The sequence below is a fragment of the Ferrovibrio terrae genome (genome assembly GCF_007197755.1).
Taxonomy (GTDB): Bacteria; Pseudomonadota; Alphaproteobacteria; order Ferrovibrionales; family Ferrovibrionaceae; genus Ferrovibrio; species Ferrovibrio terrae.
Genome location: NZ_CP041636.1, coordinates 4086474 through 4101103, shown reverse-complemented (window position 1 = coordinate 4101103; position 14630 = coordinate 4086474). Strand labels below are relative to the sequence as shown.

The 14630-nt window shown below is 63.1% G+C and carries 15 protein-coding genes; all 15 read left to right on the top strand.

Annotation, left to right across the window (positions count from 1 at the left end; all coding sequences use genetic code 11):
- Positions 1-140: 140 nt before the first annotated feature.
- A complete protein-coding gene (locus FNB15_RS20040) occupies positions 141-1283 on the top strand; it encodes an ABC transporter substrate-binding protein (protein WP_144258422.1) in 1143 nt (380 codons plus the stop codon).
- A gap of 86 nt (positions 1284-1369) precedes the next feature.
- Positions 1370-2248, top strand: a complete 879-nt coding sequence (locus FNB15_RS20035) for a branched-chain amino acid ABC transporter permease (RefSeq protein ID WP_144258421.1) — start codon at positions 1370-1372, stop codon at positions 2246-2248.
- The gene (locus tag FNB15_RS20030; protein ID WP_144258420.1) at positions 2245-3237 is read left to right on the top strand and encodes a branched-chain amino acid ABC transporter permease; all 993 of its coding nucleotides are present in this window, start codon (positions 2245-2247) and stop codon (positions 3235-3237) included. The genes FNB15_RS20035 and FNB15_RS20030 overlap by 4 nt, the downstream gene beginning before the upstream one ends.
- Positions 3234-3977, top strand: coding sequence for an ABC transporter ATP-binding protein (locus FNB15_RS20025; RefSeq protein ID WP_144258419.1), 744 nt, complete (start codon positions 3234-3236; stop codon positions 3975-3977). The genes FNB15_RS20030 and FNB15_RS20025 overlap by 4 nt, the downstream gene beginning before the upstream one ends.
- Positions 3967-4719: an ABC transporter ATP-binding protein gene (locus tag FNB15_RS20020; RefSeq protein ID WP_221932690.1), complete on the top strand. Its 753-nt coding sequence runs from the start codon at positions 3967-3969 to the stop codon at positions 4717-4719. Before FNB15_RS20025 ends, FNB15_RS20020 begins: the two co-directional genes overlap by 11 nt.
- Positions 4720-4840: 121 nt before the next feature.
- Positions 4841-5671 (top strand): GntR family transcriptional regulator, encoded by an 831-nt coding sequence (locus FNB15_RS20015; protein WP_221932689.1) that lies wholly within the window; start codon positions 4841-4843, stop codon positions 5669-5671.
- Positions 5671-6891, top strand: coding sequence for an ABC transporter substrate-binding protein (locus tag FNB15_RS20010; protein ID WP_144258418.1), 1221 nt, complete (start codon positions 5671-5673; stop codon positions 6889-6891). Before FNB15_RS20015 ends, FNB15_RS20010 begins: the two co-directional genes overlap by 1 nt.
- Before the next feature lie 59 nt (positions 6892-6950).
- Positions 6951-7823, top strand: coding sequence for a branched-chain amino acid ABC transporter permease (locus FNB15_RS20005; RefSeq protein ID WP_144258417.1), 873 nt, complete (start codon positions 6951-6953; stop codon positions 7821-7823).
- A gap of 1 nt (position 7824) precedes the next feature.
- Positions 7825-8799, top strand: a complete 975-nt coding sequence (locus FNB15_RS20000; RefSeq protein WP_144258416.1) for a branched-chain amino acid ABC transporter permease — start codon at positions 7825-7827, stop codon at positions 8797-8799.
- The gene (locus FNB15_RS19995; RefSeq protein ID WP_144258415.1) at positions 8792-9568 is read left to right on the top strand and encodes an ABC transporter ATP-binding protein; all 777 of its coding nucleotides are present in this window, start codon (positions 8792-8794) and stop codon (positions 9566-9568) included. The genes FNB15_RS20000 and FNB15_RS19995 overlap by 8 nt, the downstream gene beginning before the upstream one ends.
- The gene (locus FNB15_RS19990; protein ID WP_144258414.1) at positions 9561-10262 is read left to right on the top strand and encodes an ABC transporter ATP-binding protein; all 702 of its coding nucleotides are present in this window, start codon (positions 9561-9563) and stop codon (positions 10260-10262) included. The genes FNB15_RS19995 and FNB15_RS19990 overlap by 8 nt, the downstream gene beginning before the upstream one ends.
- 2 nt (positions 10263-10264) lie before the next feature.
- Positions 10265-11548 carry a 3-isopropylmalate dehydratase large subunit gene (locus tag FNB15_RS19985; RefSeq protein WP_144258413.1) on the top strand — a complete coding sequence of 428 codons (1284 nt, stop codon included), beginning with the start codon at positions 10265-10267 and terminating at the stop codon, positions 11546-11548.
- Entirely contained in the window at positions 11545-12063 is a 519-nt protein-coding gene (locus FNB15_RS19980) for a LeuD/DmdB family oxidoreductase small subunit (protein ID WP_144258412.1), read from the top strand. Before FNB15_RS19985 ends, FNB15_RS19980 begins: the two co-directional genes overlap by 4 nt.
- Positions 12060-12941, top strand: a complete 882-nt coding sequence (locus tag FNB15_RS19975; protein ID WP_144258411.1) for an isocitrate lyase/PEP mutase family protein — start codon at positions 12060-12062, stop codon at positions 12939-12941. The genes FNB15_RS19980 and FNB15_RS19975 overlap by 4 nt, the downstream gene beginning before the upstream one ends.
- On the top strand, positions 12938-14626 hold the full coding sequence (locus tag FNB15_RS19970; protein ID WP_144258410.1) for a hydantoinase B/oxoprolinase family protein: 1689 nt from the start codon (positions 12938-12940) through the stop codon (positions 14624-14626). Before FNB15_RS19975 ends, FNB15_RS19970 begins: the two co-directional genes overlap by 4 nt.
- Positions 14627-14630 lie beyond the last annotated feature (4 nt).

Below are 14630 nucleotides of genomic sequence, written 5' to 3'. Positions count from 1 at the left end.
TGCACAATCGGCGACAGGGAACCGCACTGCGAGAAGGCGGCGGCGGGGTAATTGACGTTAAATTGCAGCACCTCCAAAATCTCCGCCGCCGCGAACAGCAGGTGTGACGCGGCGAACAAGAAAATTCAGCGGAGGAAACAATGCAATTCTCAAAACTGGCTGTCACAGCCGCCGCAGCCGCCATGGTGCTGGGCAGCCCGGCCTTCGCGCAGAACAGCGTGCTTCTGCCCGTGATCATCGAACTCTCGGGCGGTGGCGCCACGGTCGGCAATAACTGGAAAAACGGCGTCGAGCTTGCCGCTGCCGAAGTGAATGCCGCCGGCGGCATCCTGGGCAAGAAGGTCGAGATTCCGGCCGTCGACACGCAGACCAATCCGGGCGTTGCCCGCGCCGCGATCCAGCGTGCGCTGGACGACAAGCCGGTGGCAATCCTTGGCCCGATCTATTCGGGCTCGGTCAAGGCCAGTATGCAGCTGACCGCCGATGCCGAAGTGCCGCAGATCATGGGCGGCGAGGCCGGCGATCTGACTGCGCAGGGTTCGAAATACATCTTCCGCACCTCGTTCGGCCAGAATATCTCGATGCCGAAGCTGGCCAACTATCTCCGCGACGGCGAAAAGGCCAAGTCGGTGGCGGTGGTCTTCGTGAACAACGATTTCGGCAAGGGTGGCCGCGACGCCATCATCAAGGAACTGAACAGCCGCAACATCAAGGTGGTGGCGGATCTTTCGACCGAAGCCGGCCAGGCCGATTTCGCAGCCGACGTGATCAAGCTCAAAAGCGCCAATGCCGACGCCATCTTCATCTACCTCAACGAGGAAGAGAGTGCGCGCTTCCTGCGCGAGGCCAAGAAGCAGGGTCTCAACAAGCCGATGATCGGTGAGACTACGCTACTGGGCCAGAAGGTGATTGATCTTGCGGGCGATGCGGCCAACGGCGTGAAGGGCCATGTCGGCCTCACCGTTGATGCCCCGATCCCGGCCGTACAGGAATTCGGCAGGAAATTCCAGGCCAAGTTCAACTACAAGCCGGACCATAACGGCCTGAAGGGTTATATTTCGGTCTATATGGTAAAGGCTGCGGCAGAGAAGGCCGGCAAGCTCGATCCCAAGGCGATTGCCGCCGCCCTGCATGGCCTGACCATCTCGCCGGACAAGATGCCCGGCATCCTGATGGAAGCCAGTTGGGACAATACCGGTGAAATCGACCGCATCAGCTTCCTGGCTGAAGTGAAGGACGGCAAGCAGGTGATCACGCAGACCCTGCCGAAGCTGAAGAACTGAAGTCCCGCGCTCCGGCCGTGCATGAAGCCGGCCGGAGCGCTTTTATCGCGCGGGACATCCGCGCACATGTTCAGGACCACAGCTAAATGGCCGAAATACTCCAGCTGGTGATCGCGGGTCTGGCGACCGGCGCGATCTATGCTCTTGCAGCAATCGGTTTCACTTTGCTCTGGCAAACATCGCAGACGATCAATTTCGCTCAGGGTGAATTCGTCATGCTGCCGGCCTTCTTCGCGCTGGTGGCAATGAACTGGCTTGGTTGGCCATTTTGGTTGTCCTGCCTCGTCGCCATCCTGGTGTCGATCCTGCTGCTCGGCGTGGTCTTTAAGGTGATCGTGGTCGATCCGATGCTGAAGCAGGGCGTGCTGCCGCTGGTCATCTCGACCATCGCGCTGGGCATGCTGCTGCGTGAAGGCGCCAAGGATTTCTACAGCGCGGAGGCACAACCTTTCCCGTATATCTTCCCGGATCGCCAGGTCAGCGTGCTGGGCGTGCAGCTGTCGCTGTCGCAGATCGGCGTGCTGCTGATCGCGCTCTGCGTGATTGCCGCACTGCAGCTCTTCCTGTCGCGTACTCGCACCGGCCGTCAGATGCAGGCGACCGCGCAGAACCCGACCGTGGCCCGCATCCTCGGTGTACCGGTCGAGCGAATGATCATGTACACCTTCATCATCAACGCAGCATTGGCCGCCATGGCATCGCTGCTGATCTCGCCGATCTATCTGGCGAAATTCTCCAATGGCGAACATCTCGGCCTTGCGGCTTTCGTCGCCGCCATCGTCGGCGGCTTCAACCAGGTGCGCGGCGCCATTGCCGGCGGGCTTCTCGTCGGCGTGATCGACAATCTGGCAGCAGCTTATGTCTCGACCGGCTATCGCCAGTCGGTGCCGCTGATCCTGCTGGTGCTGTTCATCCTGTTCCGGCCGCAGGGCCTGCTCGGCCGGCGCGAGGAGCGCGCGATATGAGTTGGTCTGCGCTGCGTTGGTCGCTCGGCCTTGTACTGCTCGGGCTGGTGCTGGTTTTCGTGCCGGTCAACCTGACCGACTACGGCGTGCCGTATCCGGGGTTGAAGCGCTACGGCGCCTATATCATGACGCTGTGGCTGGTGACCGCGGTTGCTGCGATGGGTGTCAACCTGATTGTCGGCTATTCCGGGCAGGAGACGCTGGCCCAGGCCGCGTTTCTCGGTATCGGCGCCTATACCACGGCGCTGCTGACCAAAGCCGGCATTCCGTATGGTATGGCCTTTGCCGCGTCCGGCCTGCTGGCGTTCGTTGTCGGCATTCTGCTCGGCATCCCGGCGCTGCGGGTGCAGAAGCATTACCTCGCGTTCGTGACCCTGGCTTTTGCGGTGATGGCCTGGCTGGTTTTCCGCAATGAACAGTGGCTCACCGGCGGTGTGATGGGCCTGTCGGGCATCAAACGCCCCGTCGTGTTCGGCATCAACACGCGGCCATTCCTCACGTTCTACTGGTTCGTGCTGGCGGTGACGGCGATCCTGACCTTCTGCATGTGGTGGATCCTGCGCTCGCCCTGGGGCCGCGCCTTCACGGCACTGCGGGAAAACCCGGTGCGTGCCGAAAGCCTCGGTATCGACGTGCGGCTCTACAAGCTGCTCACGTTCGCGATCGGCTCGGCCTATGGCGGCTTTGCCGGCGCGCTCTATGCGCCGCTGGTCGAGTTCATCGATCCGAGCCCGTTCGCGCTTAGCCAGTCCTTCCTCTACCTGCTGATGGTTGTCGTCGGCGGCGCCGGGTCTTTCCTCGGGCCGTTCGTGGGCGCGGCCATCGCCGTGCTGCTGCCAGAATGGCTGCGTTTCACCGAAACCTGGTACCTGCTGATCTATGCCTTCCTGGTCATGGTGCTGATGGCCTTCTGCCCGGGCGGTGTCGTGGCATTGGTGCTGCGGCTTAAGGCCCTGCTGCTGCCGCAGACCGGCAAGGTGCGGCCATGACCAGCGTTCTCGACGTCAAGAACCTGTCTCGCGCCTTCGGCGGCCTGCAGGCCGTGCGCGATGTCAGCTTCGACGTGCAGGAGGGCGAAATCCTCGGCATCATCGGTCCGAACGGCTCGGGCAAGTCAACCCTGTTCAACTGTATTCTTGGCCAGCTGGTGCCGGACGATGGCGAAGTCCGCATCGATGGCGAAGTGGTGACCGGCCTGCGCCCGTCGCAGCTCAATCGCCGTGGTGTCAGCCGTACGTTCCAGTTGCTGCAGGTCTTTCCGCAGCTCAGCGTGCGCGAGAACCTGATTCTGGCTGGGCAGGAGCATCGCGGCTCACGGCTGAAACGCCTGTTCGGGCCGCGCGATGCGGGTCTCACAACCGACGCCAACCGCATGATTGATTTCTTCCGCCTCGGTCATCTCGCCGAGGAAAAAGCCGGCGGGCTTTCCTATGGTCAGCAGAAGCTGCTCGACGCTGCGATGGCCTTCATGGCCGGCCCGCGTCTGGTGCTGCTGGACGAGCCGGCCGGCGGTGTCAACCTGACTATGCTGGCGAGCCTGAAAGAACGGCTGCAGGCGATCAACGCCGAAACCCGCGCCACCTTCGTGGTGATCGAACACAATATGGAATTCGTCATGTCGCTGTGCACGCGGATTCTGGTTCTCGCCGAAGGCCGCCTGATCGCGGCAGGCACGCCGGCCGATATCCGCAGCAACCCGGATGTGATCGAGGCCTATCTTGGACACTAAGCCTGCGATAAGTGACGGCATCCTGCAGCTCGACGGCGTGGTCGGGGGCTACGGCAAGATGACCATTCTCAATGGCACCACGGCCAGTATCCGCCGCGCCAAGATCACCACGGTGATCGGCCCGAACGGCGCCGGCAAGTCGACCATGTTCAAGGCGATCTTCGGCCTGCTCGGCCTGCGGTCCGGCCGCATCCTGTTCGAGGGCAGGGATGTCTCCGGCCATACGCCGCGCATGATGCTGGATGCCGGCGTCTGCTATGTGCCACAGGGCCGGAATATCTTTCCCGAGCTGTCGGTGCGGCACAACCTCGAGCTCGGCGGCGTAGCGCTGAAGGATCAGTCTGGTCTGCCGGATCGCGTCGCCGCCATGCTGAAGCACTTTCCTGTCCTGGCCGAGAAGGCCAGCAGTCAGGCCTCCACGCTGTCGGGCGGGCAGCAGAAGCTGCTGGAAGTGGCGCGCGGGCTGCTGCTTGATCCCAAACTGATCCTGATCGACGAGCCGTCGATCGGCCTGTCGCCGCTGATGGTGCAGGAGGTGTTCGGCATTCTGAAAGGCTTACGCGACAGCGGCGTCACCATTCTGCTGATCGAGCAGAATGCCAAACAGGCGCTGCAGATGTCCGACTATGGCCTAGTGCTGGAACTGGGCCAGACGCGAATCGAGGATACCGCCAGCACGATCCTGGCCGATCCGCGTATCGCACAATTATTCCTCGGCGGCGGATTGCAGCCCGCCCGCTGACGCGGCAGCGAACCTTCAGCTGAACCATTGAAGCGCAGCCTGGTCGCTGGATTCCGGCATTGACTCGCGATCAAATGTTCTATCAGTATAACAATAGGTGAGATGATAGCAGGAGGGAGCGGTGAAAGCAGTCGATGCGCGTATTCCGACGCCGCTCTATCACCAGATTTTCCTGATCCTGCGCGGTCAGATCGTCGAAGGGCGACTGAAACCCGGCGCTCAGGTGCCCGGCGAAGAAGAACTCGCCCGCCAGTTCAATGTCTCGCGCATCACCGCCCGGCGTGCGTTGGCGGAACTCGCCGCCGAAGGCCTGGTCACGCGCGGCCGGGGCCGCGGCACGCATGTCGCAGCCCGCGACCACGAGCCGCCGCCCGTGCATGGCGGCGTCGAAGGCCTGATCGAAAACCTGATGGCGATGGGCCTGAAGACCCAGGTCGAACTGCTCGATTTCAGCTATGAGGCCGCGGCGCCGGACGTAGCTGCCGCCTTGCGGATTGCGCCGGGCGAAGAAGTGCAACGCTCCGTGCGCGTGCGCTCGCTCGTGGACGGCCCGTTTTCCTATCTCACCACCTATGTGCCTGCCGATATCGGCCGCAAGTTCGGCCGCAAGGAACTGGGGCGCGAGCCGCTGCTTGGCCTGCTGGAAAAATCCGGCGTGGTGATTGACAGCGCTGAACAGACGCTGTCCGCCACACTGGCAGATACGCGCGTGGCACCGGCATTGAAAACCGTTATCGGTGCGCCGCTGCTGCGCATCAGCCGCATCGTACAAGACCGCAGCGGCCGTCCGGTGGAATATATCGTCGGGCTGTATCGCCCGGACCGCTATCAGTTCCGTATGAGCCTCGACCGTGTACGTGGCGAGGATCGCAATACTTGGTCGGCCAGCGTGGCGCCGGCGACCGGGGAACCCAGCGCTGCGCCACGATCCAGAAACAGGGAGAAAAAGTGATGATCAAGACACCGCGCGTATCCCGTAGACATTTCCTCGCCGGGACGGCCGTTGCCGCCGGCATGGCCGGTTTTCCGGCCATCCTCAAGGCGCAGCCGCGCACTATCAAGGTCGGCATCCTGCACCCGGTGACCGGTCCGCTGGCACCGTCGGGCCAGCAGTGTCGCCTCGGCGCCAAGCTGGCGATCGACACGATCAACGCTAATGGCGGAATCGCCTCGATGGGCGGTGCCAAGCTGGAACCGATCTATGCCGATGCGCAGTCCAAGCCCGATGTCGGCGCTGCCGAGGTCGAGAAGTTGAATGAGGCCGGCGCCACCGCCATCATCGGGCCGTTCGCCTCCGGCATCGCGCTGGCCACCACGCAGGCCGCCGCCAAGCACGGCATTCCGCATATCGTGGATGTCGGCGTCGTCGACCAGGTGGTCACCCGCGGCCTTACCAACACTTTCCGTTTCGGGCCGGGTCTGAACAAGATTGTCGATAGCGCGATCCAAAATCTGGTCGCGCTGAACACCCAGGCCGGCAAGCCGGCCAAGACCGTAATGATCGTGCACGAAGAATCCGCCTTCGGCGCCGGCATGGCCAAGACGCTGAACGAAAAGCTGCCGGGTATGGGCTTCGAGGTGCTGGAGACCATCGCGCATGCCAATCCGACGCGCGATTTCAACAACATCGCGCTCAAGATCAAGGGCCGCAACCCGGACCTGCTGATCCCGTCGAACTACTACAACGAATTCGTGCTGCTGGCCCGCACGCTGCGCCAGCAGAAGATCCGCCCGAAGGCGATCTATTCCATCCTCGGCGGCGCGGCCTCGCAGTATCGCTTCGTGCAGGAATTCCCCGATGCGGCGGAATTCATCATGGACTGCAATCACTGGTTCGATCCGCGCAACCCGGTGGCGCTGGAACTGAAGAAAAAGGTGGAAGCCGAGAAAGCTTTCTTCTCCTACGAAGTGTTCCTCAACTACGAATGCGTGCGCTTGCTGGCCGATGCGCTGGAGCGCGCCAAGTCGTCTGACCGCGCCGCTATCACCCATGCGCTGGCCTCGTCGGGCTGGAGCAACCACTTCATGCCCTATGGCCCGACCAAATTCGTCAACGGCCAGAATGAAGGCGCGGCTCCGGTGAACACCCAGATCCTGCAGAAGGACATCAAGGTGATCTTCCCGAAGGACTTCGCCAATGCCAAGCCGGTATTCCCGGCACCGCGAGCTTAAGTTCAGTCTTGTGGCGGAGCCGGGCAGTCGGCTCCGCCACCCTCTTTGCGGCGTGATCCATGCTTGAGTTTTCCATCCTCTTGCCGGCGATCCTGAACGGCCTCACCATCGGCGCGATCTATGCCCTGATCGCGCTGGGTCTGACGCTGATCTACGGTGTTCTGCATATCATCAACTTCGCCCATGGCAGCCTGCTGATGCTGGCGCTCTATGGCGTGTTCTTCCTGCACAGCCTGTTCGGCATCGATCCCTATCTGGCGCTGCCAGTGGCTGCTGTCGCGCTGTTCGGTATCGGATATGGACTGCAGCGCTTCATTATCGGCCGTGCCAGCCATGGCAAGGACGAGAATATCCTGCTGGTCACCCTCGGCCTGTCGGTGATCATCGAGAATCTCGCGCTCTATCTGTGGCGCTCCGACACCCGCACCATCGAGACGCCGTATTCCTTCGAGGTGCTGGATTTCGGCGTCGCCTTCATTCCGGTGCCCAAGGCCGTCGCCTTTGTCGGCGCGCTGCTGGTGGCAGCCCTGCTGTGGCTACTGATGACCCGTACCGATCTCGGCCGCGCCATCCGTGCGCTGGCCAGGGAGCGCCAGGGCGCCCGGCTGGTCGGTATCAACGTCGAGCATATCTTTGCCATGTCGTTCGGCATCGGCTGCGCCTGTCTTGGCGTCGCCGCCTGCCTGTTGCTGCCTAGCTTCTATGTCAGTCCGCAGGTCGGCCATGCCTTCGTGCTGGTCGCCTTCACCGTTGTCGTGCTCGGTGGCATGGGCAGCTTTGTCGGCGCATTGCTGGGGGGGCTGATCATCGGCGTCACCGAGAGCCTTGGCGGCCTGTTCCTCGGCGAAAGCCTCGGCCAGCTGGGCATCTTCCTGATCTTCATCATTGTCCTGCTGTTCCGGCCGACCGGACTGCTGGGCCAGAAGGCCTGACATGCGTACGCCGTGGGTAATTCTGATTTTCGCGCTGGTGCTACTGCCGCTGCCGCTGCTGATACGGTCGGAATTCTGGCTGACCTGGCTCACGCTCGCGCTGTTCTATGCCTATCTCGGGCAGGCTTGGAATCTGCTGGGCGGCTACGGCGGGCAGTTCTCCTTCGGCCATGCGCTGTTCTTCGGCACTGGCGCCTATTGCACGGCGGTACTGCAGATCCAGTTTGGCATCAATGCCTGGGCCGGCTTCGTGCTGGCTGCGGTGGCTGCCGGTCTCGTCGGCGCCGCCACTGGCTGGCTGGTCTTCCGCTATGGCCTGCGCGGCTCATACTTCGCCCTGGTCACGCTCGCCTTTGCCGAGGTCTTCCGCATCCTCGCCAATAGCTTCGCCTTCACCGGCGCCGGCGTCGGCCTGCTGGTGCCGCTGAAGCCCGGCGCCTGGCAGATGCAGTTCGAAACCAAGGCCGGCTTCTTCTGGTTGCTGCTGGCCCTGGTCGTTGCCTGCCTGCTGTTCACCTGGTGGCTGCAAAATGCCCGCTTTGGCGCTCGCCTGATGGCGGTGCGCGAAAATGAAGACGCTGCACGCGCGCTCGGCGTCGATCCCTTCAACACCAAACTGCTCGCCATCATCGCGTCGGGCGCCATCGCCGGCACGGCCGGCGCGGTCTATGTGCAGCTCTTCCTCTATGTCGATCCCGGCATTGCTTACGGCCCGTCCATGTCGGTCGAGGCGCTGCTGGTGCCGATCATCGGTGGTCTGGGTACCGTTTTCGGTCCGGTGCTGGGTGCTTTCGCGCTGCATGCAATTGCCGAGATCGGTCGGCTGGTCTTCGGCGAGGCGCCGGGTCTCAATCTGGTGCTGTATGGCGTGTTGCTGGTGCTGATGGTGCTGTTCCTGCCCAATGGCTTGTTCGGCCTTGGCCGGTTCGGTTTCGGCCTGCAGCGCCGCTTCAAGCGGGGAGGGACCCATGCTTGAGGTGACAAAACTCTCCAAGCGCTTCGGCGGTCTGGTCGCGACCAATAATGTCAGCTTCACCGTGCAGCCCGGCAGTATCTCGGCGCTGATCGGCCCGAATGGTGCTGGCAAGACCACCATCTTCGCGCAGATTTCAGGCTTCCACCGACCCGATGAAGGCGACATCCGCTTCGAGGGCAGTTCGTTGCTCGGTCTGACGCCGGAGCGAATCTGCATGCTGGGCATCGCGCGTACTTTCCAGATCGTGCAACCCTTCGCCGGACTGACGGTCCGTGAAAATATCGCCGTGGGCGCCTATCTGCATCGTGCGGCGCGCAAGACGGCACTGGATCATGCCGAAGCTGTGGCGCAGCGCGTCGGCCTCGCTCCGCAGCTCGACAAGCCGGCGGCGGCGCTCACGGTCGCCGGCCGCAAGCGGTTGGAGCTGGCCAAGGCGCTGGCGACCGATCCCAGGCTGTTGCTGCTGGATGAGGTGATGGCGGGGCTTAATCCGGCCGAGATCGATGAAATCATTCCGATCATCCGCGGCATCCGCCAGTCGGGCATTACCATCCTGCTGATTGAGCATGTGATGCGTGCAGTGATGAACCTGTCGGATCACGCCTGGGTGCTGAACAACGGCAGCCTGATCGCCAGTGGCACGCCGGCGCAGATCGCTGCCGACCCGCAGGTGATCGAGGCTTATCTCGGCCATGGCGCGGCCGAACGCATGCAGCAGGCCAAAATCCAGGCCCAGGTTCTGACCGGGCAGGAGGCGCCGCATGCTTGAAGTGCGCGGACTTCACGCCGGCTATGGCGAAGTGGCGGTCCTGCGCGGTATCGACCTCGATGTCGGCAAGGGCGAGATCGTCGCGCTGCTCGGCGCCAATGGCGTCGGCAAATCGACACTGAACAACAATCTCTCCGGTATCTATCGACCGTTTGCCGGGCAGATCCGCTTCATGGGCCGCGATATCGCCGGCATGGGCACGGATGCCATCGTCGATGCTGGCCTGATCCAGGTGCCGGAAGGCCGTCGGGTCTTTCCGAATCTGACGGTGCAGGAAAATCTCGAGCTTGGCAGTTACCGCCGTGGCCGCGCGCAGCGCAGTTTCAATCTCGAACGGGTCTACACAATCTTTCCCCGCCTGAAGGAGCGTGTGACCCAGCTTGCCGGCACGCTGTCAGGCGGCGAGCAGCAGATGCTGGCCATCGGACGCGGCCTGATGGCCCAGCCTGAGCTTTTGGTGCTGGATGAACCTTCACTGGGCCTGTCGCCGTTGCTGGTGGAGGAAATGTTCAGCCTGATCCAGTCGCTGAACCGCGACGGGCTGTCGATCCTGCTGGTCGAACAGAATGTCGTGCAGTCGCTGGCCATCGCGCATCGCGCCTTCGTGCTGGAGCATGGCGTGATTGCGATGTCTGGCCTCGCAGCCGAGTTGCTGAACGATCCGGGGCTGAAGGCCTCGTATCTGGGGATATGATCATGGCGCAGAAAACCCCGATGACCCTGGCTGAGAAACTGGTGGCGCGCGCCGCCGGGCGGGATGTGGTGCGGCCGGGCGAGGTGATCACCGCCCAAGTCGATCTTGCCATGATGCATGATTCCGGCGGGCCGCGCCGCGTGGCCCCGATGCTGGAACGGCTGCAGGCGAAGCTCTGGGACCCAGACAAGGTGGTGGTGATTTCCGATCACTACGTGCCGGCGGTGGATGCCGAGAGCGCCGGCATTCTCGATCTCACCCGCAAATGGGTGAAGGCGGCCGGCGTGACCAAATTCCACGACATGCAGGGTATCTGCCATGTCGTGCTGCCTGAACGGGGCCATCTGCGCCCGGGCCTGTTTGTCGTCGGCGGCGACAGCCATTCACCCACCGGCGGTGCCTTCGGCACCTATATGTTCGGCGTCGGCGCTACCGAAATGTGCGGCGTGCTGGTCACTGGCGAGATCTGGCTGCGCGTGCCCGAAACCATCCTGCTGCACTGGACCGGCCAGCTCGGCCCCGGTGTGGCAGCCAAGGACATGATCCTGGCCATGTGCGCCAAACTCGGCATGGATGGCGGACGTTATCAAGCGATCCAGTATGCCGGCGACACGCTGGCCGGGCTGTCAATGCAGGAACGCATGACACTGTCAAACATGGCGGCAGAGCTCGGCGCGCAGACCGGCCTGATCGCGCCGGATACCATAACACGCGACTACCTGCAGGCGGTTGGCGTGTCGGCGGGCGAGATCGACATTGCGAGCTGGCAGACGGACGCCGATGCCAAAGTGGCCGAGCGCCACGATTTCGATGCCGCCACGCTGTCGCCCATGGTAGCGGCGCCGCACAGCCCGGCCAACAGTGCCGCCGTTGCTGAGCATCGCGGGATAGTGATTGAGCAGGCATACATTGGTGCCTGCACCGGTGCCAAGATCAACGATCTGCGCATGGCGGCCAGCGTTTTGAAAGGCCGCAAGGTGGCCAGCGGCACACGGCTGCTGATCGCACCGGCCTCGGCGCGCACCACGGCTGAGGCTGCTGCCGACGGTACGCTGGCGACACTCACCGAAGCCGGCGCCATCTTGCTGTCATCGGGCTGCGGTGCCTGTGCCGGCTATGGTGCGGGCGTGCTGGCCGAAAACGAAACCTGCATTGCCTCGACAGCACGTAACTTCAAAGGCCGTATGGGGGCGGGCTCGTCGAAAGTTTATCTCGGCTCGCCCTATACCGTGGCAGCCACCGCCGTCGCCGGCCATATCGTTGATCCCCGGGAGTTGCTGGCATGACCGCGACACCGACCGGCCGGGTCTGGAAATTCGGCGACAATATCGACACCGACGTGCTGGCGCCGGGCCTCTACATGAAAAGTCCGCTGGCCGAACTGGCGAAACACTGCCTCGAAGCGGTCGAGCCGCGTTTCGCCAAAGAGGTCAGGCCCGGTGATATCGTGGTCGGCGGCCGTAATTTCGGCATGGGGTCGTCGCGCGAGCAGGCGGTGATGGCCCTGCGCGAACTCGGGGTCGGCGCCGTGGTAGCGCCCGGCTTCGCGGGCATCTTCTATCGCAACGCACTCAATCTCGGCCTGTTGGCGCTGGTCTGTGCCGATGCCGGCCAGATCCGCGCCGATGCGGTGTTGTCAGTCGATGCGGCGAATGCCGAGCTGCGCGACCTCGATACCGGTAAACGGTATGCCTGCGAACCGCTGCCGGCGCATCTACTGCAGATGATCGCCGATGGCGGCCTGCTGCCAAATCTGGAAAAGAAACTCAAAATTCAACGCTCAAAGGAGGCGCAGGCATGACTGAGCTGCGCGAACGTCTCGATCGCGGCGATATCATCGTGGCGCCCGGCGTCTACGATGGCCTGAGCGCGCTGGTCGCGACGCAGGCCGGTTTCGAGGCGCTGTATCTCTCGGGCGCCAGCATCGCCTATACACGGTTTGGCCGCTCCGATATTGGGCTTGTCTCGATGAGCGAGGTGGCCGATACGCTGGGCGCGATCTGCGAACGCGTCGAGACGCCGATCATCGTCGATGCCGATACCGGCTTCGGCAATGCCCTGAACGTGCAGCGCACGGTGAAGCTGTTCGAGCGCAACGGCGCCGCCGGCATCCAGCTGGAAGACCAGTCGACGCCGAAACGTTGCGGCCATCTGGACGGCAAGACGCTGGTCTCGACCGGAGAGATGATCGGCAAGATCAAGGCGGCGCTGGACGCACGCAAATCGGAAGACACGCTGATCGTGGCGCGCACCGACGCCATCGCGGTCGAAGGCATTGCCGCTGCGATGGAGCGTGCCGATCGCTATATCGAGGCCGGCTGCGACGTACTGTTCGTCGAGGCGCCGCAGAGCGTGGACGAGATGCGCAGCATCATCAGCCGCTTCGGCAATCGCGTGCCGCTGATGGCCAATATGGTGGAAGGCGGCAAGACGCCGCTGCTGTCCTCGGCCGAACTGGCCCGGATCGGCTACCGGCTGGCGATTTTTCCCGGCGGCCTGACGCGCGCGCTGGCGCATTGCATGCAGGCCTATTTCGCCTCGCTGCAACAGCATGGCACCACGGCGCCATTCCGCGACCGCATGCTGGATTTCTCGGCGCTCAATGCCCTGATCGGCACCCCGGAGCTGCTGGAAGAGGGCCGCAAATACGATCCCTCCCGTCACGAGAGCCGCTCATGATCGATCCAATTACCCTGGCCGTACTGAAAGGCCGGCTCGAACAGGTCGCCGACGAGATGGATGCGACGCTGTTCCGCTCGGCCTTCAACCCGATCATCGCCGAGGCGCATGACGCCAGCCACGGCCTCTATCATGCCGTCACTGGCGAAACGCTGGTGCAGGGCAAGTCCGGCCTGCCGATCTTTGTCGGCGCTATGGCCTTTGCGGTCAAAGCCGTGATCGACAAGGCTGCCAAAGACGGCGATCTCACCGACGGCGATGTCTATATCTTCAACGATCCTTACGATGGCGGCACGCATTTAAGCGACTTCAAGCTGGTGCGGCCGTTTTTCCGCAACGGCAAGGTCTTCTGCTACCTCGCCTCCGTGGGCCACTGGCACGATGTCGGCGGCAATGTACCGGGCAACTACAACCCGGTCGCCACCGAATGCTTCCAGGAAGGCATGATGATTCCGCCGGTGCGACTCTACGCGGCGGGCAAGCTGCGACAGGATGTGGTGGATATCCTGCGCGCCAACACGCGCCTGCCCGACAGTCTCTATGGCGACATGAACGGCCAGGTGAATGCGCTGGATCTCGGAGCCAAGCGGCTGCATGCCCTGCTGGACGAATACACCGATGCTACGGTGGCCGAGGCGCTGGCCGAGTTGAAAGCCCGCGCCGCACTGCAGTTCCGCAGCCTGATCCGTGACCTGCCCGATGGCCGCTATGCCGCGGAAGACTTCCTCGACAATGACGGCATCCGTGACGAGGCACTGCGCATCGGTCTGGAGGTCGTGATCCAGGGCGAAAGCCTGACGCTGGATTTCACCCGCACCTCGCCGGCCTGCGCCGGCCCGGTGAATATCGCGCGCTCAACCGCCATTGCTGCCTGCTACGTGGCGATCAAGCATATCTTCCCGGATGTCCCCGCCAATTCAGGCGTACTGGAGCCGGTGAGATTCGTCATCCCCGAAACCAGCCTGATCAGCGTGCGCGCGCCCAAGCCGGTCGGCGGTTATACCGAGACGATCCTGCGTGTGATCGACGTGATCTTCTCAGCCTTTGCGCAGATCGCACCGGATCGCGTCAATGGCTGTGCCTATGGCACGATCAATGCACTGTCGCTGGCCGGTCATCGCAAGGACGGCCGGCGCTGGGTGATGTTCAGCTTCTTCGGCGGCGGTCATGGCGGCCATCCCAATGGAGACGGCCTCAATCACGGCAACGCACCGATCTCGATGGCGACGATTCCGCCGCTGGAAATCCTTGAGGCCGCCTACCCCGTGGCCTTCACCGAATGGAGTCTGCGCGCCGACAGTGGCGGCGCCGGCAAACATCGCGGCGGGCTGGGTGCGATCTACGAGATCGAACTGCTCGAGGAAGAGGCTGATCTTTTCCTGTTCGGCGAGCGCGGCAAATATGCGCCGGCAGGTGTGCTCGGAGGGCAAGCCGCACTTCGTAACCGTTTCACCTATCCCAAAGATGGCAAGCCCACCGAACCCGCCATGGTGTCGAAGCTGCATGACGCCAAGCTGAAGAAGGGTGACCGGATCCGGCTCGAGACGCCCGGTGGCGGCGGCTACGGCCCGGCGGCCGAGCGCAGGCAGGAGGCCATCACCGAGGACCTGCGTCTGGGTTACGTTACCGAAGAAGGGGTTGCCCGCAACTATAGAAAACCTGCCGCCATGAAGCAGGTACCGTAACATG